Raw genomic sequence first — 20,273 nt, 5'->3', positions numbered from 1 at the left:
GAGCTTGGCGCGAGCTGATCAGAAGTGGTCGTTTCGCACGTCGAGGGCATCTCGCAAGCCATCGCCGATGAAGTTGAAGCTCGTCACCGCGATCGTGATCGCAGCGCCAGGAATGATGGCAAGCCAAGGAGCGCTCGCCAGATATTGCTGGGCGCCATTGAGCATGTTGCCCCAGCTCGGCAGCGGCGGTTGGATGCCATAGCCGAGAAAGCTGATATAGGCTTCCAGAAGGATCGCGCGGGCGACCGCCAGGCTTGCAGCGACGATGATCGGGCCCATGGCATTGGGCAGGATCTCGCGGAACATGATATGCTGGCGGCTCAGCCCCACCATGCGGGCAGCCTGGACAAACTCGCGCTCGCGCAGCGAGCGGACCTCGGCCTCGACGATTCTGGCGGTCTCCATCCAGCTCGTGACGGCAATGATGACGGTGATCATCGCCGGGCTCGGCCGCAGCAGCGCGGCCAGCGCCAGCACGAGGAAGATCGAGGGATAAGAAAGGAAGCCGTCCACCGTGCGCATCAGTGCCGCCCCGACCCAGCCGCCGCGATAGCCCGCCGTCACGCCAACCAGGGTGCCGATCAGTGTCGACAGCAGCATCGCGGAGAATCCCACCAGCAGCGAGACACGCCCGGCCATCAATAGCCGCGCGGCCAAGTCACGTCCCAGAGGATCGGTGCCGAGATAGTGGTGACCGCTGAGAGGTGGCGCAAAGCGGGCTCGCAGATCGATCTGGAGCGTGTCGTAAGGTAAGGCATAGGGGCCGATGGCGCACGCCAGCACAAGCAGGGTGATCATCGCGATCCCGACAAGTGCCAGATGATGGCGCATAAAGCGCGCCACCGCACGACTGTGCCACCAGCGAGTAGGAGCTGCGTGCACGACGATGGCGGTCATATCTGCTGCCTCCTGGTAACAGGGGTGAGCCGGCGGGCTCAGCCCAGACGAATGCGCGGGTCGACGGTAGCGATGACGATGTCTGCGATTAGATTGCCTAATACGACCAGGATGGCTGAGAAGATCAACAGCCCCATCACCATCGGATAGTCACTGTAGCCAAGGCTGTCGAGAAACAGCCGCCCCATTCCCGGCCAGGTGAAGACCGTCTCGGTCACCAACGCGCCTGTCAGAATGCTGGGCAATTGCATTCCGGCGAGCGTGATCATCGGCAACAGCGCATTGCCGACGACGTGCTTCAGCAGGATGCGTCGCTCGCTCACACCCTTGGCGCGGGCGGTCTTGACGAAATCCTGGCTCAGCGCCTCGAGCGTCGCCGTGCGCATGTAGCGGCTCCAGATCGCGACATGAACCAGCGACAGCACCAGGCTTGGCAGGATCAGATGGTGCAGATAATCCAACACCGAGCCGTCGCCGATCGTGTACATGTTGCCAGCAGGAACCCAACCGAGCTTCAGCGTAAAGATGTAGATGCCGATGAGGCCGAACCAGAAGGTTGGGACCGAGAGTGCGACCATGGCGCCCACTGTCGCGCAGTAATCGAACAGGGAATAACGGTGAGTGGCACCGCGGATGCCGATCCAGGTGCCGGCCGCGATCGCCAATGCAGTGGACGTGCCCATCAGCAGCAGCGTCGCCAGGAGATGTCGGCCGATCACCGCCAGCACTGCAGAGCCATCGCGGAACGAGTGTCCCCAGTCGCCCTGAATCAGCCGCCAGGCCCAATCGAGATACTGGATCCACAGCGGTCGGTTCAGCCCCAGCTGCGCTGCAAGCCGCTCGACATCCTTCTGCGTCATGCCGGGATCGAGACCGAATTGCGCGAGAGGCCCGCCCGGCATGAGGTTGAGAACCGTGAAGCCGATGATCGAGACGATCACCAGCAGCACGATGCTCTGTGAGAGGCGATTGAGCAGGAAGGCGGACATCCGAGACCTCCGTTAGCGTGACTATGCCGTTTCGCCGCCCTTCCAGGTTCGGCGGCAGGACATCAGCTCGCCCAGTACCACGCCAGCGCATTCCAGGATTCCGTGCGCGTATTCCCGTTCGGCACGAAGCCGTTGATCCCTTTCTTGAGACCTTCGACCGCATTGCTCTGGTACAACGGAAGGAAGGGCAGGTCGCGACGAACAAGTTCCTGGACACGAGAGTAGATCGCGCGCCGGGCTTCAGGATCGAAAGTGCGCGCGCCCTTGTCGAGCAGGGCGTCGACCTCCGGATTTGCATATTGCGCATTGTTCGAGCCGCGACCGCCCTTCACTCCGATCGAGCGCGAGTGAATGCGATTGGTGACATCCGGATCGGCGCCGATCAGGTACGAGCTGCCGACGATCACGGAATCGAATTGCGATTGCATCCAGAACTCGCCCCACATCACGGCGGCGGGCAAGTTCGATATCTTCATCTCGACGCCTAGCTGAGCAAACGTCTGCTGCAGGAACTGCTGCACCTGTTCGCGGAGGGGATCGCCGGACGTGGTCGAATTGGTAAAGGACAGACGAACACCATTCTTGGTGCGAATGCCGTCGCCTCCCGGCGCCCAGCCGGCCTGATCAAGGATCTTGCGCGCGCGATTCAGGTCGAATTGGTGCAACGGCAGATTGGCGTTGAAGAAGAAGGACTGCCGCGGCATGAAGGTCTCCGTCGGCGTCGGCACGCCGTAGTAGAGCCCCTGGATGATCGCCTCCTTGTCGATCGCCGCATAAAGCGCCTCGCGGACCGCAAGCTCCTTGAACTGCGGACGCTCGAGGTTCAGGTAGAAGGATTCGAACGAGGCCCTCGGGACCAACGTCACCACGCGGTTCGGCAGCGTCTTGGCTTCGCCATAGTGATCGGGAGTGATGTAGGGCTGACCCACGAGATCGATGTCGCCGCTCTTGAACTGGGTATAAAGGACAGTGAGATCGGGAATGTATTTGAAGACCAGCCGCTCGATATGAGGGCCTTCACCGAAATATTCGGTGTTGGCAACGAGTTCGAGATGATCGCCGGCAACCCGCTTGCCCCACTTGAACGCGCCGGTGCCGACCGGTGCCTGGTTGAAGGCGGCGGTGTTCGGATTGGCCTCTTTCTCGAGGATGTGCTTGGGCACGATGAAGGTTTCGGTCAGGAACGACAAATACGGCGCAAAGGCCTCTTCCATTCGCCACGAGATCTCCGTGGGCGAGACCACCGTGATGTCGCGCACGAGAGAATGGCCGGACGTGCGCCAACTCCGGAAGTTGGGGTTCGTGATCAGTTCGAGCGTGAACTTCACGTCCTCGGCGCTGAAAGGCTTGCCATCGTGCCAGCGGACATCGTCACGCAGACGAATGCGCCATTTGAGACCGTCTTCCGAAATGCCGCCGTTCTTCTGGTTCGGCACTTCCACGGCCAGGTTGGGCTGAATAACGCCTTGAGGATCGATGCGGAAGAGCGCGTCGAAAACCGAGAAATGCACGCCATCATCGACTTCAATGTGGACCATCAGCGGATTGAAGACGGTCGGCTCCTGTCCAAGCCCGACGATCACGCGGCCGGTCGGCTTTGCCGTAGAGGTCCGAGCGTAGGCGGGCTTGCCCAAGAGATTGGGCGCGAAGAGGCCGGCAGCACCGCCAATTGCCACCATGCGCAGGGCATCGCGCCGCGAGTAGTTCGATGTGGTCGCAGAACGGTTGGTCATAACGTCTCTCCTTGCCTTTGGTGTCCGAGGCGGCTTTCATCTTGGGACATGCTCCCGGGCTGCCCGCCGGGGATCGCTGCCACCAGTTCTCGCGTGTAGCTGGATTTCGGGTCGAGGAAGATCTGGGACGGCGGTCCGCGTTCAATGATCTGTCCGCGATGCATGACGGCAATTTCATCGCAGATCTGGCTTGCGACGCGCAGGTCATGGGTGATGAAGACCATCGAGACGCCGGTCTCGCGCTGAATCTGATCCAGCAGCTTCAAGATCTGGGCCTGGATCGATACGTCGAGCGCAGAGACCGCTTCGTCGGCAATCAGCAGCTTTGGCTTGAACATCAGCGCCCGCGCGATGCCGATGCGCTGGCGCTGCCCGCCGGAGAACTCGTGCGGATAGCGATCAAAAGCTCCCGTATCCAAGCCGACGTGAGACAGGAGCTCCCGCGCCCGCTCGGCAGCCGCCCTGTAGGCCGTTCCATGCGCGACCGGGCCGACCGTGAGAATGTGCCCAACCGTCGACCTCGGATTGAGCGAGGCAAACGGATCCTGGAAGATCATCTGGATTTTTGGCCGCAGCGAGCGAAACTCGGTTTCGGAAAGCCCGGCAATGTCGCGGCCTTCGAACAGGATCGAGCCGCCGTCGCACTCCATGAGCTTGATCAGCAGCCGACCAAGCGACGATTTGCCCGAGCCGCTTTCACCGACAACGCCCAGCGTGCGTCCCGAGGTGAGGTCGAACGTGACGCCATTGACCGCAGGCACAATGCGCTGCGTACCGAAGAGCGCGCTGCCGCTGCGATAGGTTTTTGCTAGGCCTTCAACCTTCAGGATGGAAATCTTTTCCGCAGTTTCCAGGGGAATGCGGTTTTTGCCGGTCAGATGCGGCACGGCCGCGATCAGGCGGCGCGTATAGAGATGGCTGGGCGACTTCAGAACCTGCTCTGCACCACCCTGCTCGACGCATTGACCCTTCTCCATCACCACGACGGAATCGGCAATCTCCGCCACAACGCCGAAGTCGTGGGTGATGAACATGACGCTCATGCCCTTGCGGCGCTGGATGTCGCGGATCAACTGGAGGATCTGAGCCTGGGTCGTCACGTCCAGTGCGGTGGTCGGCTCGTCCGCGATCAAGATCGCCGGCTCAAGCGCAAGAGCCATGGCTATCATGACCCGCTGCCGCTGTCCGCCCGACAGGCGGAATGGATACTGGTGATACATGAGCTGCGGATCAGGCAGACCCACTTCAACCAACAGATCCATGGCCCGGCTGCGACGGGAGGCGGGCGTGCCAACATCGTGCGCGGCCATCACCTCCTCGATCTGAGCTCCCACGGTCATCAGCGGGTTGAGCGCCGAGAGAGGGTCTTGAAAGATCATCGACACGACGCGGCCGCGCAGGCTGCGGAGCTTGTCGGGCGAGAGGCCCACGATGTTCATTCCGTCCAGATGGATCGCACCCGAGGAGACCCGGATCGCCTTCGGGAGAAGACCCATGATCGCATTGGCAGTGACCGACTTGCCCGATCCGGATTCCCCGATGATACAGAGAATCTGTCCGCGTTTCAGATCGAAGGAGATGTTCTCGACGGCGTAGGCCCGCTCCATTCCTTCCGGCAGACTCACGGTCAGCTCGCGCACCGACAGCGCGACATCGACGGGGCTTGCCACCTGGATGCCAGAGGCCATGAGAGCATCCTCCTTTTTCAAGCCAGTGCCGTCATCTTGCTGCGGCCGGCGCCTTCGGCTCCTTGCGCCTCCACGCTCCTTCGACAGGTCAATAATTCGCCGCTCAACTTGCCATTCCTTCGTTGGAGGCTGCGACATGATTCAGGCCTCTTCGCGCAAGAAGCAAGAGCTGTTGCTCAGAGCGCAGTGCCCACCTGATCGGCGATCTCGATCGAAGCGAAGCTCAGATGGCATCCGCGTCATGGCTTGATCGCTTCCGCGAAGGCCTGCTCCTGAACACGGCTCATGCAAGTTGCCTCTATGGACTTTGGCCGATCGATCGGTTGGTTCTGCCGATCTTGACGATTTCAATCACCCCGGAGTCGCCGAAAGCCAGCATCGAAGCAGCAGGAACTTCTGAAAACGAAGTCCGATTTGGCATTTCAGTCTGCGAGGCAAGGCCTGCCTAGGCGCTTGCCATAAGGCGCACCTTGGATTGCAGGAGCACGTGAATCGGTCTCGCCGCCCGCAAGCTGCGGCGCAAGCAAAGTATTTTCGCAATATATGCCTGTGTCAAAGGCAGTAAACCGCAGGATATTCGGTCTCAGGGCGAAAGTCCGCGGGGCCTGCCGCAATTCCTCGGTTACGCTACGGGCAACTACCGGAGATTCCCTGTCCGATGAGCGCGCCGCTCCAGCATATCGAATCCAGTCCATCCCTGCCTCGTGAGGCCGACGTCGTGGTCATTGGCGGGGGCGTGGTGGGCGTGTTCACAAGCTACTATCTCGCCCGGCGCGGGCTGAAGGTTGCGTTGCTCGAAAAGGGCCGCGTCGCCGCCGAGCAGTCCAGCCGCAACTGGGGATGGTGCCGCCAACAGAACCGCGATGCACGCGAGTTGCCGCTTGCGACCAAGAGCCTGGATCTTTGGGAGAGAGTTGCCGGAGAGACCCGTGAAGATACGGGTTTTCGCCGCTGTGGCCTGTTGTATTTGTCGAACGACGAAAATGAGCTGGCTGGCTGGGCAAAATGGCGAGACTTTGCCTGGACCGTCGGTGTCACGACGCACATGCTGAGTGCGGAAGAAGCGACCGAGCGAGGCATGGCGACGGGCCGCAAATGGAAAGGCGGCGTCTTCTCGCCAACCGATGGGACGGCAGATACCTCAAAGGCCGTGCCCGTCGCTGCGCGCGGGATCATGGCAGCGGGTGGCACGGTCCATCAGCTTTGCGCGGCGCGTGGCGTAGAGCTCACTGCCGGCCGGGTCAGCGGGGTGGTGACCGAAGCCGGCACCATCCGGACCAAGACGGTGGTCATGGCAGGAGGGGCCTGGGCATCCTCATTCTGCAACCAGCTTGGAATCCGCTTCCCACAGGCATCCGTGCGATCTTCCATTCTTGCCTTGGCTCCGGGTGCAGCCGGCCTGCCTGATGCCTTGTACGCCGGGCTGGTGTCGCTGACGCGGCGTGGCAACGGCGGATACACGCTCGCCATCAGCGGGCGCGCGCGTGTCGATCCCACGCCGCAGCAGTTCAGGTTTGGCCGCGAATTCCTGCCCATGTTCGCGCGCCGATGGCGAAGTCTTAGCCCTGGCGCGTTCGAGGGCTTGCGGCAGGGCCATGAATCCTTGGCGAAGTGGGGGCTCGATGAGGTGACCCCGATGGAGCTCAACCGGACGCTCGATCCGCGTCCCGACATGAGGCAGATTCGACTGACGCATCGACGAGCTTGCAAGCTCGTGCCCGAGCTCCGGCACGTCGCAATCTCAAATGCCTGGGCCGGTTACATCGACAGCACGCCGGACGGCATTCCCGCAATCGGTGAAGTTGAGTCCATTCCAGGTTTCATCCTCGCGGCGGGGTTCAGCGGCCACGGTTTTGGAATTGGCCCAGGCGCGGGACATATGATCGCCGACATCATTACGGGCAGTCCACCGATCGTCGACCCGCGCCCCTACAGGCCGGAGCGGCTGAAAATGAGCGCCTGGGACAAGGTCAGTGAGTTCTAAAGGCAGTTTCCGCCGTCCGGTGGGAAAAGGGGCTGGTTGATGCTATGACAATGCATATGACGCAGAAGCCTCAAAGTCTTTACGCCTTTGTCGCCCCCGATCTCATGGCATCGCTATGAAGCTCGATAAGATCGACATCAGGATTTTATGCGAACTGCAGAAGAACGGGCGGATTTCAAACGTCGAGCTCGCCGAGCTGATCAACCTTTCCCCGAGCCCGTGCCTGATGCGGGTCAAGAGGCTCCAGACGGAGGGCTTCATCACCGGCTATTCGGCCCAGATCGATGTTGCCAAGCTCGGACAAACTCTAACCGTCTTCGCTGAAATCACCCTGAAGAATCACCGGCAGATCGATTTCGCGCGCTTTCTCACGACCATCGAAAAGATCGATGCTGTCGTCGAATGCCATCTCGTTTCAGGCGGGTACGACTATCTCGTGAAGTTCATCACGGCGGGCATCAGCGAATACCAGGCGGTCATGGAACGCCTGGTCGAGATGGATATCGGTATCGACAAGTACTTCAGTTTCGTCGTGCTGAAGTCCCCGATCGTGAAGTCCCATCTGCCGCTCGAAAGCATCTTCAACGGCTGAAGAAACAGGCGCAGATTATCATCTCATCGCTGCGCGGACGTCCCTGTCTTCCAGCGTTTGGTCGAGCGTGGTCCGTGTCCGTTCGATGATGCCATCGATATCCGCGTCCGTGCAGCAGAGCGGCGGCGCATAGCCCAGTACGCCCTGGGCAAAGGCGCGGATGATGAGGCCGTTGTCCCATGCGCGGTCGAAAACGCGGCGCGCCGCGTCGGCTTCCGCCGGCAGCGGCGTCTTGCGCTCCTTGTCAGTGACGAGCTCGATTGCCGCCAGCATGCCGCGACCGCGGACATCGCCGACGAGCGGATGATCGGCCAGCGCGCGAAGACCTTCCATTAGCCGGTGCCCGGCCTTTCGGCCGTTTGCCAGCAAGCCGTTCTCGTAGAGGTCAAGGCACGCGAGCCCGACGGCTGCACTGACCGGGTGGGCGGAATAGGTGTAGCCGTGACCCACGGCCGCCTTGCCAGCGCCGTCGGCAATCGTGCTGTAGACGCGGTCGGACATCAGAACGGCCCCCATCGGCACATAGCCCGACGTCAGTCCTTTTGCGGTAGTCATGAGATCCGGCACGACGTCGTCCTCTTCACAGGCGAACAGTGGACCGACACGGCCAAAGCCGGTGATGACCTCATCGGCAACGAACAGGATATCATGCTCCTTGCAAACGGCACGCATGGCCTTCAGCCAGGACGGCGGCGGAACGAGGACGCCTCCCGATCCCTGGATCGGCTCGACATAGAAGGCGGCGACACGCTCGGCGCCTAGCTCGGCGATCTTGGTTCGCAGAGCAGCGACCGACGCCGCTATGATCGCCTGGGGATGGGAGCCGGCGGGATTGCGATAGGCATAATGCGACGGAATTTTGTGCTGCCAGTTGTAAGGCACTCCGAAGCCCGCATGAAAGGCAGGCAGCGCAGTCAAGCCGGCTCCTGCCGTCGACGATCCATGGTAGCCAGACTCGACGGAAATGAACTGATCCTTCTGTGGTGTCCCCTTGGCATGATAGTAGTACCGAATGAACCGGATCGTGCTGTCGACGGCGTCGGAGCCACCCAAGGTGAAATAGACATGGTTCAGATCGCCAGGCGCCAATTCGGCCAGCCTGGCGGCCAGCCGGATAGCCGGGTCGGAGCCCAAACCGAAATAGCTGGTCGCATAGGGCAGTTCGCGGAGCTGCCTCGTGGCCGCTTCAACGATGCTGTCCTGTCCGTAACCGGCATTGACACACCACAGACCCGCAAAACCGTCCAGCAATTGACGTCCCGAGACATCGGTCAGCGTCGCGCCCTTCCCTGACTTCAGCACACGGACGCCCGCCGCCTCATGGCTGCGATAGGATGAGACCGGGTGAATCAGATGCGCGCGATCGAGCTCAATCAGCGAGTTGCTCAACATGTCGTCCTCCAGATCAACCGCAACGCTTGCGCGGCCACTGCGATGTTTTCGCACTCAACGTAGGATGACCAAGACAGCAGTTGCTCCCAGGCTGAACACGGACGAAGGGTATTTTGACTGTGGTTGACGATCGGCGCCGCATCTTATGCCGGCATCGGCTGGCGCTAGGCATTGGCGCTCACGTCGGAGGCCCTTTTCGCACAACTCTCTGCCACAGCTCCGATCCGATACGACACAATCTGCTCCCGGTCACCGCGACAGCGGTGCTTTATCCGGTGGTCTGCCCGTTATGATCTCTCTCGTACCGGAACGCGGTGCGTGAGGACCCAAAGGATCGAGCCATGGCAACGTTTAGACCCAAGTACATCACCTTCGACTGTTACGGCACGCTGACCAATTTCGATATGGCCGGCGCAGCTAGGAGAGTCTATGGCTCTCAACTTTCCGCCACGACGATGGCAAGCTTCATCAAGGATTTCGCTGCCTATCGCCTGGACGAAGTTCTTGGCGCGTGGAAGCCGTACTTCGAGGTCGTGCATAATTCGGTAGAGCGCGCTTGCAAGCGCAACGGTATCGCATTTCGGCCGGAGGATGCCCAGCGCATCAATGAAGAGATCCACACATGGGGTCCACATCCCGACGTCCCGGCGGGTCTGGCCAAAGTTGCCAGAGAGATTCCGCTGGTCATCCTGTCGAATTCCATGAAGAACCTCATCATGTCGAACGTGGAGAAGCTCGGCGCCCCCTTCCACATGGTCATCACGGCCGAGGAAACCGGCGCCTACAAGCCGCACATGAAGGGCTTTGAGTACATGTTTGACAAGCTGGGCTGCGGGCCGGAAGACATCACCCACGTCTCCTCCTCCTTCCGCTACGACCTGATGAGCGCCTACGACCTCGGCATCAAGAGCAAGGTCTGGGTGAACCGCGGTCACGAGCCCGCCAACCCCTTCTACGAATACACCGAGGTCGCTGACATCGGAGGGCTCGCCGCGGCCGTCGGCCTGGAGCCCCTTCGCAAAAGCGCGTGAGCGCAGTTCCCTCGGGTTCTCTCGTTGCGCTTCAGTTCTTCAAAAGCTTCAATCGAGATCGGTGCGCTATCAAGGAAAAAGGGGGCGGTTCAGCCGCCCCCTTTTCTTGTTTCAGGTACTGATCCGATAGGCCTCTCAGTCCAGCCCGCCGACGTGCAGCGCCTTGGTCTCGAGATATTCTTCTATCCCGAGCTGGGATCCCTCGCGTCCGAGGCCCGACTGCTTGACGCCGCCGAAAGGCGCCACCTCGGTCGAGATCAGGCCGGTGTTCAAGCCGACCATGCCGAACTCCAGCGCCTCGGCAACGCGCCAGGAGCGCTTCAGGTTTTCCGTGTAATAATAGGCGGCAAGGCCGAAAGGCGTGCCATTGGCGATCGCAATCGCCTCGTCCTCGGTCTCAAAGCGGAAAAGCGGTGCGACCGGCCCGAAGGTCTCTTCTGAAGCCAACAGCATCTCAGTCGTCGCCTCGCCGAGCACGAGAGGGCGGGCATATTGCCGCCCTTCCGGCACCGCCTCACTCTCCGAGATGATCTTTGCACCCTTGTTCAGGGCGTCCGTGACGTGCCGCTTGATCTTCTCGATCGCAGCGCCGTTGATCATCGGCCCAATTGCGACCCCCTCTTCCGTACCGGCACCGACCTTCATTTTCGCGACCCGGCTGGCGAGCTTCTGGGCGAAGGCGTCGTAGATGCCAGCTTGCACTAAGATGCGATTGCAGCAGACGCACGTCTGCCCGCCATTGCGGAATTTTGACGCAATCGCCCCCTCGACCGCTCGGTCGATATCGGCATCGTCAAAGACGATGAACGGCGCGTTGCCGCCGAGCTCGAGGCTGAGCCTCTTGATATTATCGGCGGCGCCTTTCATCAGCAAAGCGCCGACGCGGGTCGATCCGGTAAACGAGATCTTGCGGACTTTATCGTTGGCCATCAGCTCCTGGCCGATGTCCGCCGGCATGCCCGTCACGACATTGATCACGCCAGCTGGAATTCCGGCGCGCTCGGCCAAAACAGCGATGGCTAGAGCCGAAAACGGCGTGAACTCGGAGGGCTTGATGACCACGGTGCACCCGGCGGCAAGCGCAGGCGCCACCTTGCGCGCGATCATCGCATTCGGAAAATTCCAGGGCGTGATGATCCCGCAGACGCCGACCGGTTCCTTCAGCACCAGGATGCGGCGATCGACGGTGGGTGACGGGATGGTCGATCCGTTGATCCGGCGCGCTTCTTCCGCAAACCATTTTATGAAGGACGCTCCATACCGGATTTCGCCGAGCGATTCAGCAAGCGGCTTGCCCTGCTCCAGCGTGAGCAGAAGAGCCAAGTCCTGCTCATGATGTCGCATGAGGTCGTACCAGCGCTCCAGCAGCGCGGCACGCTCTGCATGGGCCTTTGCCTTCCAATGCTTGAACGCAGCGGCAGCGGCCTCGATTGCTGCCCTGGTCTCGTCTCGGCCCATATCGGGGATGGTGCCAAGTACTCTCTGGCTCGCAGGATCGATGACATCAACAACCGCTTTCGCGCTCGCATCACGCCAAGTTCCGCCGATCAGCGCTTGCTGGCGAAACAGATCCTTGTCCTTCAATGCAATCATGGCTTGTTCCTTGCCTTCGGGCCCGACCTCGCCATCACCGCCTGATTTGCGATTGGCGGGACGAAGCCGTCTCATGCGAGCAGTACAGGACCGCACGCCGCATTTTTCATTGAGAATGACGTGTTTGGCCGCGTTGAATCTGGTCAGACGTGGCGCCGGAGGTCGAATATTCTGGAAACTATTTGATCGTGCTGCCCTCAGCATCGCTTCAGTCATAATGGCAGACGTAGATCTTTCGCACGGTCTCGATCGTGCGCCAGATCCCGACGAAGCCGGGTTTCATGACAAAGCTGTCGCCGGCCCGATACCTCCGGGTCTCGCCACCTTTTTCCTCGATTTCGATGAGGCCCGAGAGGATGTGGCAGAACTCGAAGGTGGTGCCCTTGATAGAATGGGTCTCGCCCGGTGTCGCTTCCCAGACGCCGGTCAGCACCTTCTCGCCTTTCGAGGCGTCCTGGGCCCAAGTCTTGAACGACGGATCGCCGGAAATAAGCCGTTCCGGAGCAGGCAAGGCGTTCTTCGGAGCGAAGTCCGGATTGGTGTCGATGGTGACCAGAAGTGACATGGTTTTCTTCCCGTTAGTAGCCGAGTGTTCGATCGACAAGGCCGATCGGATTTCGTCCAGCGCGGTGGCGCCGGATGTTCTCTATGACCGATTGTGCTGCCGTATGCGGTTGCGTCACGGACGCGATATGCGGCGTTATGATCACCTTCGGATGCGACCAGAGTGGATGGCTCTCCGGCAGTGGCTCGGGATCGGTAACGTCAAGCATGGCTGCTGTCAGATGCCCGCTGTCAAGCGCCTCGATGAGTGCGCCCTGGTCAAGCTGCGGGCCGCGACCGACATGCAGCAGCTTCGCTCCCGCCGGCAAAAGCGAGAAGAGCTTTGCGTTCAGGATGCCGCTTGTTTGCTCCGTCAGGGGAAGAAGACAGACGAGGACATCCGTTCCTTGCAGGAAACTGCCAAGCTGATCTGCGCCATGGAAGCAGGTGACACCATCGATCGCCTTTTTGCTGCGGCTCCACCCGGCAAGAGGAAATCGAAACGGCCTCAAGCGGTCGATCGCGGCTTGCGCCAGCATGCCAAGGCCGAGGAAGCCAACACGCCGATCAGGCGCCTGGGAGGTTGCCAGCGCTTGCCAAACGCCCCTTCTCTGCTGCTCCCGATAGGCCAGCATCTCACGATGCAGCGTCAGCACCCCGAGGACGACGTATTCCTGCATCATGCGCACGATGCCATCCTCGACCATGCGCACGAGCTTCACGTGGTCGGGTATGGTCTCCGGCTTGAACTGGTCGACCCCAGCCCCGATGGAAAAGAGCACCTCCAGATTACAAAAACCCGAGAGATCGTCGGGCGCGTTCCAGGTGAGCAGGTACCGTATCTTTTCCGGGTCAAAACTCTCGCTGCAATGATGGAAGTCCAGATCGGGGAGCTCGCGCGCAAAGGCCTGGCGGAAGACTGCCGCCCTTACAGCATCGGAATTGAACAAAAATGCCATCGGTGCACGCCTCTGCCTGGCTTGGCGTGTCGACGACGCCGGGAAAAGCGACTAGCCTCGCAAGCCCTTCTTGAGCATTCACGGCGCCTACTCTGCCTGCGCAGTTTGTCCAACATCGATAGGGTAGCTGCGAGCCGAAGCTTTCCCTACCGAATTGCATTGCAAGACAGGCCGAAGATTTCGAAAAGAAGGCCCAAACAGGGGAAAACTGCTGAGTTTCTGTGCGATAGTGCGGCGAAATACGCCCCGCCCTATTGTGGCAGGAGGAGAAAGGGCGCGAGGTGCCAGAGATTGGCATCCCCGCGAAGGAACGGACGAGTGCGAGATGGCACGAACGGTGCGCGTGAAGTCCTTTGAACTGGCTGCGAAAGACATCAACGACGTTGATGTGACGCTGCTCCACGCACTCTCGACCGGTGTTGGCTGGCCCCATCGACCCAAGGATTGGGATTTTCTACGCCGCGCAGGTCATGGCATCGTAGCCGTCGATGGTATTGGACGCGTCTTCGGCAGCGCGATGTGGTTCCCATATAGCCGCGAGTTCGCGACGATTGGCCTGGTGATCACAACGCCCCGAACCCAGGCACAAGGTACTGGCCGCTGGCTCATGGAGCAGGTTTTCGAGCGGTGTGGCGACCGGAATTTGAGCCTCAACTCAACCCATGCCGCCTATCATCTCTATCTGTCACTGGGGTTCACGAAGGAAGCCACCGTGTATCAGTGGCAAGGAGAGGTCGTGTCACCACCCCCACCGGTGCCTGCTCTCGACGGCGAATTGAGCTCGCTGTCCACCGAGAACATCGAAGAGATCGCAGCACTGGATGAACGCGCGTTCGGCACCAGCCGTCAGAGGCTGCTTGCATTGCTTTCTGAAGGCGCGTCAATCTGCGTTTTGCGCCACGGCGGAGAGATCGCCGGCTATTCGATGAAGCGCGAATTCGGGCGCGGTCATGTGATCGGCCCCATCGTTGCCAGCAATGATCGTGACGCGATCCACCTTACGGCCGTGCATCTCAAGGATCTCGCCGGAAGGTTCGCCCGCGTGGATACCCGGGAGCAGACGGGTCTGTTTGCGGACTTTCTTCAACAGAGCCGCCTCGGGATGAACGAAACAGTCACGACCATGTCCAAAGGAAAGCGATTTCTGGACCGGAAAGAAAACGAGCCCTGGGTCTACGGATTGGCCGGTCACGCCTTGAGCTGAAGCTGTGAAGCGAATCGTCCTTTGAAGGTTGCCGCGCACTCCTCGGCCCAGTATGGTTTTTCTCGGCAGAGCCGCGTGCGTTGATCTTGGTTCGTGCTTAACTATCTACCGCCTCACTCATGCTGAGACGCTCGATTGCCTCCAGGTTGTGAATTGTAACAGACGTGTACTTTGCCGTCGCAATTCCATCCTGCTCGAGACTCTTGAGCAACCGGTTGATCGTTTGGCGACCGACGCCGATCATCACCGCCAGATCCTCCTGGGACAAGCGCAGATCGATGACCAATCCCTTCTTGGTCTGGCGGCCGTGGCGCTCCGCAAGCCTGCACAATTCCTGCGCGAGCCGATGAAGCGGACGGCGATTGCGAACAATGATCAGGTTCTGAATCGAAACGCGCAAATGATCGCAGACCATTCGGACAAACGCCGAATAGTACTCGTTGCTCTCGCTGATGAGAGCATCGAGCCGCTCCTGGCTCAAGTGAAAGACCACGGTCTTGCCAATGGCGAATGCGTCGTAGCCATAGGGACGCCCGTCAAGGGCCGACGTGACGCCAATCCAGGACCCGGGCGAGGTGATGAGAAGGAAGGATGGATTTCCAGACAACGAGAAGCTGGTCAGGCGCACCTGGCCCGAAACGAGGGCAACCAACCCGTCGCGGCTATCGCTCGCCGAATAGATCAGGGAATCATCAACGTTTCGAACGCGGCCCAAGCGCAGAATGCGATCAGCCAGTGACGGGGAAAGGCCGGCGAACCATTTGTTCTTCCGCAGAACTGCCTTCAGCACCGCTTTGTTCATTCGTGGCCACACGCAAAAAATGAAGGATTGAATTGTCGCTTTCGTGACAGTCGCGATTGAGATGTCATTCTAGGGGAGGACCATCGGTGGTCGCCTCGTGATAATGCCGAGGCTTGCCGCTCGCGGGCCGCCAGTCCCGGTGGGCCGCCTGCCTGCGTTCATGTCAGGGAGACGGTATGACGACCGGTGCGACCAGCCCCAACGCGGAGTCGCCAACAGCAACAGACCGCCACTCCTCCTCCTTGTCGCCGAGGTCCGAGCGGTCGCCGAACTCAGCGCCATGCTCGCAACAACGCTTGCCCTGCTCAGGGCGCCGCGCGGCGACGGCCACTCAGTGATCGTCATACCCGGCTGTCTTACCGGCGACCTCTCGACCGTGCCCCTCCGACGATACCTCGCGATTCTGAATTACAATGTGCATCCCTAGAGGCTCGGACGCAACAGGGGGGCGTCTCCAGGATGATCTCGCCCGTCCAATCGCGGATCGCCGAGATCAGGCAAGCGACCGATCGCAAGGTCAGCCTGATCGGATGGAGCTTTAGGCGCGTGTACGCCCGATTGGCTGCCCAAATCGGCCTGTGATTCAACCCCTCCGTGCTGTGGGCGATTGCGGACCGCCTTGCGCTACAAGAGGGGAGAATTCAAGCCGTTCGGCCGACGCGGTCCCTTCCGTTTCGGCTATGCCGCCCCGGAACACGGCGAACCGGACGGCAGGCCCTAGGACGATTTCGCCTCGGCCTCATAGATGGTCATGACCGGCGGCTTCGAGCACAGCCTGGCGACCTCTTGTGCAAACGCCCGGGACTCCGATCGTGCAAAATGCGTCCTGAGAGCAGCCGCATCGCGCCAACGCTCGAAAAACCGCAACCGGAGGGGATCTTCGCAATCGATCTGTATGACGTGCTCAATGCACCCATCCTCCCCGCGAGACCGATGCACGTGCTCGAGGCTGATCTTCACGAGGCGATCGAGGCTTTCGCTGCGCCCGTCCACCGATCCAACGACGATAATCATCAAATTGCCCTCTCCTTTGCTAAGTCGCCTTGGTGTGGACCAATTCACCGGCTGCGTGGCGAGGCCCCGCGCAGGGTGACCAGCAAAGTGGTGCCTGACAGCAGGTGCAAGGCCATGACCAGATACAAGCTGTAGACCGGATTGCCCGTGGCGGCGGTAATGAACCCGGTAACGGGCGGAGCCACTACCGGTCCGAGATTGGCGAGACCCGCGATAAACGCGACGCCCCCGGCAATGCTCGCCTTCGACAGATACTCCGTGCATGTCGTGACGAACAGCGGAACGGCAGAGACGAATCCAACTCCGGCGACGGTAAGGCCAAGCACTGCAACCACGATGTTGCCTTGCGCAAGGGTCATGAGAAGCAGTCCCAGGGCGGCCACCGCAACGCATGAGGCATAGTGCCACCGCCGCTCGCGACGCTTGTCGGAATGCCGGCCGACCAGGACCGTGCCGATCACGCCTGCGAGGTGAGGCAAGGTCGACAGCAAGCCCACCTGAAACAGATCCGAAACGCCCCAGCCCTTGATCATCGATGGGATCGAGAACACCATCGTGTAGTTTGCGCCAAGAAGGAGAATGTCGACCAGGACCAAGCCATAGATCTTGGGGTCCGTTGCCATTTGCCAGAACCCGCTATGCGAGGAGGTCTCGACATCGGGATGATCCTGCTCATGCTGAAGCCGCAGCGCAGACTTCTCTGCGGCTGTCAGCCAGGAGGCCTCCTCAGGTCTGTCCTGGAGGTAGAAATAGGCGGCGATGCCCAGAAGGGAGGCTGGAATCCCCTGCGAAATGAACAGCCATTGCCAGCCATGGAGCCCTTCGAAGCCGTCGAGATATTTTAGCGTCGCTCCGCAGAGAGGACCGGCCAGAAGCGGCGCAATCGCCGTCGCCGACATGAACGTTGCCATCACCTGGCCCCGCTTCGCAGAGGGATACCAATACGTCAGATAAAGTATGACGCCAGGCAGAAATCCAGCCTCAAAAATGCCGAGCAGAAATCGCGCGACGTAGAATTGAAAGGGCGTTTGGACGAATGCCATGGCCGCGGCCACGACGCCCCAAGCAAACATGATCCGCAGCATTGTCTTGCGGACGCCGATCCGTTCCAGCAGGAGATTGCTCGGGACCTCGAAAATCATATAGCCGACGAAGAAGATCCCTGCGCCGAGTCCATATGTAGCGTCACTGAATGGTAGCGTCTGCTTCATCTGAAGCTGCGCAAACCCGATATTGATGCGATCGAGGAAGGCAACGACGTAACAAAGCATCAGGAACGGCAGCAGTCGAAACCCGATCTTCGAAAACAGCCGGACGACATCGTCTCGCTCCTCGCCTCGAGCAACGACCGGAATACAGTTTGTCTCGATTGTCATGATAGCCGTTCCGTTCCCTAGCGGCGGTCAATTCGTTTGCTGTCGGCTGGTCCGTCCGCCCGGTCCCGCCCTTCGGTCCGACGGTAGGGAATTTTTCTGCGCCGATTGTCGCGATTGCGACAATGTCGCTCACGAACTGCGCTTGTCTGTGGCAGCAACGGTACGCCCCTTCAGACAGGGAGCCCGGCAGCGCCGGGGCGCAATTGCATGGCTGGATAAGGGACACGCCTCGATCGATGAGGCTTCGTATCGCCATTCGTCGAAACACGCGAATCTGGTGCACTCGAAATCCAGCCCATGAAGGACAAACTCATGTCATTGACAGCCGAGCAGCTTTTCGCAGTCAACGGTCTCGTCACGGTCGTGACCGGCGCAGCAAGCGGGCTCGGTCTGGCCATTTCCGAGACAATGGCGGCCAACGGTGCCGACTTGATCCTGGTTGACAGGAACGAGAAGGAGTTGAGGCGGGTCGGCGAAGAGGTCATTCCGGGGGCGGAGATTGCGATGGTCGATGTCGCAGATCCAGATGCCGTCCGCCGCCTGATGGACGACGTTGTCGCGCGCAAAGGCAAGCTCGACGTCGTGTTTGCCAATGCCGGAATCAGCGCCGGGCCGGGAATTGTCTCGCCAAAGGGCCACATCGAAAACATCGATCTCGTCGCATGGAACGAGGTTCTCGCAACGAACCAGACCGGCGTATTCACGACGATGCAGGCTGCGGCCCGGCATATGAAGGCGCAGCGCCGGGGCCGGATCGTGGTCACCGCGTCCGTAGGGGGACTGCGCGGAGCTTGGGCCACAGGATATTCCTATGCGGCTTCGAAAGCGGCGGTGGTGAATCTCGTCAGGCAGGCGGCTCTCGAACTGGCTCCGTTCGACATCCAGGTCAACGCGATCGCACCCGGCTTCTTCCGGACGGCGCTTGGCGGCGGACGCCTCCTGGACGAGGTCGCAACAAAGCCTCTCGAAGCCATCGTTCCCATGAGACGGATTGCGATGCCGCGCGAGATTGCCGGCGTCAGCCTGCTGCTGGCGTCCCCGGCCGCAAGTTACATCACCGGATCCGTTTTCACCGTGGACGGCGGGATCACGGCGGCATGAAGCAGTTCGAGGGAAGGGTCGCCGTCGTTACGGGCGCCGGGAGCGGCATTGGCCGCGAATTGGCGGTTGCCTGTGCCGAACGTGGAATGAATCTGGTTCTCGCCGACGTCGACGTCGACGGGCTTTCGGCCACGAAAAACCTGATTCCAAGCAACGTTGCCGTGCGCACGAGGCCATGTGACGTGTCGAGCTTCGAAGCCGTTCAGGATCTCGCCAACTTCGCATTTGGGGAGTTCGGAAATGTTCACCTGCTCTTCAACAATGCAGGCGTCGCAGCGCTGGGCCCGGTTTGGTCCGCAACCCCCGAAGACTGGAAATGGGTCCTTGGCGTCAATCTCCTGGGAGTTGCCTATGGTATTCAAAGCTTCGTACCGCGCATGATTGCGGCGGGTCAGGACGGGCACATCGTCAATACGTCCTCGGGCGCGGGATTGACCGCTGTAGCGGGGTCGGGAGTTTATTGCGCAAGCAAGCACGCGGTCGTCGCTTTATCCGAGTGCCTCTTGAAAGACCTCGAGAATGCCGGCTCGAAGCTGAAGGTCAACGTCTTGTGCCCATCGCTGGTCAGGACGGCTATCGCCGACTCCGACAGGCATCGGCCCGCGCATCTGGCCTCATCAAATCCGAACAGCGCGCCGTTCGATCGGCGCGTCAGAGCGGGGATGGAGGCCTCCGATGTCAGCGCCGCTGACGTTGCCAGGATAACAATGCAAGCTATTTGCGACGACGATTTCTACATTCTTCCGCATCCGGCAGTACGGCTCCGTGTCGAGGAGCGGCTCCGCGATATCATCGGCGATCATCGGCACCACGAGCCAGACAACATCATTACGGATGGACCATGAGCAATCCAGACAAGGATGCGGACCTGCGAGCAAGGATCCTGGCCCTGGAAATTCGGCTTGCCGAACATGACGATCGCGAGGCGATCCGGACGCTCCGCTGCACCTATCACGAATACGTCAATCAGGACCGGGTAGCTGAACTGGCAGATCTTTTTTCAGAGAATGCCACGGTTTCCTACGGAGGCCGGCCATCCGTCACCGGCCGAGAGGCGATACGATCCTTCTTCATCAATTTTCCGATCAAGTGGGCGCGCCAGTTCATCCACGCGCATGTCGTCGAGATCGATGGTGACCGCGGCAAAGGCTACAGCCATCTTGACGGGCGCCCTGTCCTCAACGGCAAGAGCATCATGGTCGGCGGGCGCTTTGACGATGAATATGTCAGAGAGAATGGTCGTTGGCTGTTTTCAAAGGTCGTGTTGACCACCTGGTACGTGGTTCCAGTCGAGCCGGGCTGGGAAGGCGCTGCCGCTGCGAAGCCAGTGCAGATGTGAATCGCAAAGCTCGCGGTTTGGATCCACTGGGCGAGG

At 60.5% G+C, this 20,273-nt stretch carries 18 protein-coding genes; 7 read left to right on the top strand and 11 right to left on the bottom strand.

The window, feature by feature from the left end:
* Positions 1-18: 18 nt before the first annotated feature.
* The 4 genes from JQ632_RS25695 to JQ632_RS25680 form a co-directional block, all read right to left on the bottom strand.
* A complete protein-coding gene (locus JQ632_RS25695; RefSeq protein ID WP_212405378.1) occupies positions 19-897 on the bottom strand; it encodes an ABC transporter permease in 879 nt (292 codons plus the stop codon).
* Between the two features lie 38 nt (positions 898-935).
* The gene (locus JQ632_RS25690) at positions 936-1,886 is read right to left on the bottom strand and encodes an ABC transporter permease (RefSeq protein ID WP_212405377.1); all 951 of its coding nucleotides are present in this window, start codon (positions 1,884-1,886) and stop codon (positions 936-938) included.
* A gap of 62 nt (positions 1,887-1,948) precedes the next feature.
* Complete coding sequence (locus tag JQ632_RS25685) at positions 1,949-3,619, bottom strand: peptide ABC transporter substrate-binding protein (RefSeq protein WP_212405376.1); 1,671 nt, start codon at positions 3,617-3,619, stop codon at positions 1,949-1,951.
* A complete protein-coding gene (locus tag JQ632_RS25680; protein WP_212405406.1) occupies positions 3,616-5,307 on the bottom strand; it encodes an ABC transporter ATP-binding protein in 1,692 nt (563 codons plus the stop codon). Before JQ632_RS25680 ends, JQ632_RS25685 begins: the two co-directional genes overlap by 4 nt.
* Before the next feature lie 658 nt (positions 5,308-5,965).
* Here JQ632_RS25680 and JQ632_RS25675 point away from each other — a divergent pair.
* A complete protein-coding gene (locus JQ632_RS25675) occupies positions 5,966-7,291 on the top strand; it encodes an FAD-binding oxidoreductase (protein ID WP_212405375.1) in 1,326 nt (441 codons plus the stop codon).
* Between the two features lie 115 nt (positions 7,292-7,406).
* Positions 7,407-7,883 (top strand): Lrp/AsnC family transcriptional regulator, encoded by a 477-nt coding sequence (locus JQ632_RS25670; protein ID WP_212405374.1) that lies wholly within the window; start codon positions 7,407-7,409, stop codon positions 7,881-7,883.
* Between the two features lie 18 nt (positions 7,884-7,901).
* Here the strand turns inward: JQ632_RS25670 and JQ632_RS25665 are convergent, their stop codons facing one another.
* The gene (locus JQ632_RS25665; RefSeq protein ID WP_212405373.1) at positions 7,902-9,275 is read right to left on the bottom strand and encodes an aspartate aminotransferase family protein; all 1,374 of its coding nucleotides are present in this window, start codon (positions 9,273-9,275) and stop codon (positions 7,902-7,904) included.
* Positions 9,276-9,616: 341 nt separating this feature from the next.
* Here JQ632_RS25665 and JQ632_RS25660 point away from each other — a divergent pair, with 341 nt between their 5' ends.
* Positions 9,617-10,306 (top strand): haloacid dehalogenase type II, encoded by a 690-nt coding sequence (locus tag JQ632_RS25660; protein WP_212405372.1) that lies wholly within the window; start codon positions 9,617-9,619, stop codon positions 10,304-10,306.
* A 135-nt stretch (positions 10,307-10,441) separates the two neighbouring features.
* Here the strand turns inward: JQ632_RS25660 and JQ632_RS25655 are convergent, their stop codons facing one another.
* From JQ632_RS25655 to JQ632_RS25645, 3 genes are all read right to left on the bottom strand, one after another.
* Entirely contained in the window at positions 10,442-11,899 is a 1,458-nt protein-coding gene (locus tag JQ632_RS25655) for an NAD-dependent succinate-semialdehyde dehydrogenase (RefSeq protein WP_212405371.1), read from the bottom strand.
* 208 nt (positions 11,900-12,107) lie between these two features.
* Positions 12,108-12,464 carry a cupin domain-containing protein gene (locus JQ632_RS25650; RefSeq protein ID WP_212405370.1) on the bottom strand — a complete coding sequence of 119 codons (357 nt, stop codon included), beginning with the start codon at positions 12,462-12,464 and terminating at the stop codon, positions 12,108-12,110.
* Between the two features lie 13 nt (positions 12,465-12,477).
* Entirely contained in the window at positions 12,478-13,401 is a 924-nt protein-coding gene (locus JQ632_RS25645) for a glyoxylate/hydroxypyruvate reductase A (RefSeq protein ID WP_212405369.1), read from the bottom strand.
* A gap of 325 nt (positions 13,402-13,726) precedes the next feature.
* Between JQ632_RS25645 and JQ632_RS25640 the strand changes: the two genes are divergently transcribed.
* The gene (locus JQ632_RS25640; RefSeq protein ID WP_212405368.1) at positions 13,727-14,605 is read left to right on the top strand and encodes a GNAT family N-acetyltransferase; all 879 of its coding nucleotides are present in this window, start codon (positions 13,727-13,729) and stop codon (positions 14,603-14,605) included.
* 97 nt (positions 14,606-14,702) lie between these two features.
* On the opposite strand, the gene JQ632_RS25635 is transcribed toward JQ632_RS25640, so the two are convergent.
* The 3 genes from JQ632_RS25635 to JQ632_RS25625 all read right to left on the bottom strand — a co-directional run bounded on the left by JQ632_RS25635 (position 14,703) and on the right by JQ632_RS25625 (position 17,797).
* The gene (locus JQ632_RS25635) at positions 14,703-15,407 is read right to left on the bottom strand and encodes a Crp/Fnr family transcriptional regulator (protein WP_212405367.1); all 705 of its coding nucleotides are present in this window, start codon (positions 15,405-15,407) and stop codon (positions 14,703-14,705) included.
* Between the two features lie 717 nt (positions 15,408-16,124).
* Positions 16,125-16,421, bottom strand: a complete 297-nt coding sequence (locus JQ632_RS25630; RefSeq protein ID WP_212405405.1) for a putative quinol monooxygenase — start codon at positions 16,419-16,421, stop codon at positions 16,125-16,127.
* Between the two features lie 44 nt (positions 16,422-16,465).
* On the bottom strand, positions 16,466-17,797 hold the full coding sequence (locus JQ632_RS25625; RefSeq protein ID WP_212405366.1) for an MFS transporter: 1,332 nt from the start codon (positions 17,795-17,797) through the stop codon (positions 16,466-16,468).
* 312 nt (positions 17,798-18,109) lie between these two features.
* Here JQ632_RS25625 and JQ632_RS25620 point away from each other — a divergent pair, with 312 nt between their 5' ends.
* The 3 genes from JQ632_RS25620 to JQ632_RS25610 are packed head-to-tail and all read left to right on the top strand — an operon-like array spanning position 18,110 to position 20,237.
* Positions 18,110-18,898 carry an SDR family NAD(P)-dependent oxidoreductase gene (locus JQ632_RS25620; RefSeq protein WP_212405365.1) on the top strand — a complete coding sequence of 263 codons (789 nt, stop codon included), beginning with the start codon at positions 18,110-18,112 and terminating at the stop codon, positions 18,896-18,898.
* On the top strand, positions 18,895-19,743 hold the full coding sequence (locus JQ632_RS25615; protein ID WP_212405364.1) for an SDR family NAD(P)-dependent oxidoreductase: 849 nt from the start codon (positions 18,895-18,897) through the stop codon (positions 19,741-19,743). Before JQ632_RS25620 ends, JQ632_RS25615 begins: the two co-directional genes overlap by 4 nt.
* Entirely contained in the window at positions 19,740-20,237 is a 498-nt protein-coding gene (locus tag JQ632_RS25610; protein WP_212405363.1) for a nuclear transport factor 2 family protein, read from the top strand. Before JQ632_RS25615 ends, JQ632_RS25610 begins: the two co-directional genes overlap by 4 nt.
* The last annotated feature ends 36 nt before the right edge of the window (positions 20,238-20,273 follow it).

The sequence above is a fragment of the Bradyrhizobium liaoningense genome, assembly GCF_018130955.1.
Classification (GTDB): Bacteria; Pseudomonadota; Alphaproteobacteria; order Rhizobiales; family Xanthobacteraceae; genus Bradyrhizobium; species Bradyrhizobium liaoningense_C.
The sequence above is the reverse complement of the archived record's forward strand: the minus strand, read 5'-3'. Positions and strand labels throughout refer to the sequence as shown.

What these genes read in the sequence shown, in the direction of transcription:
- JQ632_RS25630 (WP_212405405.1), bottom strand. Translation starts at nt 16,421, where the DNA reads ATGATTATCGTCGTTGGATCGGTGGACGGGCGCAGCGAAAGCCTCGAT.
- JQ632_RS25675 (WP_212405375.1), top strand. Translation starts at nt 5,966, where the DNA reads ATGAGCGCGCCGCTCCAGCATATCGAATCCAGTCCATCCCTGCCTCGT.
- JQ632_RS25625 (WP_212405366.1), bottom strand. Translation starts at nt 17,797, where the DNA reads ATGACAATCGAGACAAACTGTATTCCGGTCGTTGCTCGAGGCGAGGAG.
- JQ632_RS25680 (WP_212405406.1), bottom strand. Translation starts at nt 5,307, where the DNA reads ATGGCCTCTGGCATCCAGGTGGCAAGCCCCGTCGATGTCGCGCTGTCG.
- JQ632_RS25690 (WP_212405377.1), bottom strand. Translation starts at nt 1,886, where the DNA reads ATGTCCGCCTTCCTGCTCAATCGCCTCTCACAGAGCATCGTGCTGCTG.
- JQ632_RS25685 (WP_212405376.1), bottom strand. Translation starts at nt 3,619, where the DNA reads ATGACCAACCGTTCTGCGACCACATCGAACTACTCGCGGCGCGATGCC.
- JQ632_RS25620 (WP_212405365.1), top strand. Translation starts at nt 18,110, where the DNA reads ATGTCATTGACAGCCGAGCAGCTTTTCGCAGTCAACGGTCTCGTCACG.
- JQ632_RS25665 (WP_212405373.1), bottom strand. Translation starts at nt 9,275, where the DNA reads ATGTTGAGCAACTCGCTGATTGAGCTCGATCGCGCGCATCTGATTCAC.
- JQ632_RS25655 (WP_212405371.1), bottom strand. Translation starts at nt 11,899, where the DNA reads ATGATTGCATTGAAGGACAAGGATCTGTTTCGCCAGCAAGCGCTGATC.
- JQ632_RS25670 (WP_212405374.1), top strand. Translation starts at nt 7,407, where the DNA reads ATGAAGCTCGATAAGATCGACATCAGGATTTTATGCGAACTGCAGAAG.
- JQ632_RS25650 (WP_212405370.1), bottom strand. Translation starts at nt 12,464, where the DNA reads ATGTCACTTCTGGTCACCATCGACACCAATCCGGACTTCGCTCCGAAG.
- JQ632_RS25695 (WP_212405378.1), bottom strand. Translation starts at nt 897, where the DNA reads ATGACCGCCATCGTCGTGCACGCAGCTCCTACTCGCTGGTGGCACAGT.
- JQ632_RS25660 (WP_212405372.1), top strand. Translation starts at nt 9,617, where the DNA reads ATGGCAACGTTTAGACCCAAGTACATCACCTTCGACTGTTACGGCACG.
- JQ632_RS25645 (WP_212405369.1), bottom strand. Translation starts at nt 13,401, where the DNA reads ATGGCATTTTTGTTCAATTCCGATGCTGTAAGGGCGGCAGTCTTCCGC.
- JQ632_RS25615 (WP_212405364.1), top strand. Translation starts at nt 18,895, where the DNA reads ATGAAGCAGTTCGAGGGAAGGGTCGCCGTCGTTACGGGCGCCGGGAGC.
- JQ632_RS25635 (WP_212405367.1), bottom strand. Translation starts at nt 15,407, where the DNA reads ATGAACAAAGCGGTGCTGAAGGCAGTTCTGCGGAAGAACAAATGGTTC.
- JQ632_RS25640 (WP_212405368.1), top strand. Translation starts at nt 13,727, where the DNA reads ATGGCACGAACGGTGCGCGTGAAGTCCTTTGAACTGGCTGCGAAAGAC.
- JQ632_RS25610 (WP_212405363.1), top strand. Translation starts at nt 19,740, where the DNA reads ATGAGCAATCCAGACAAGGATGCGGACCTGCGAGCAAGGATCCTGGCC.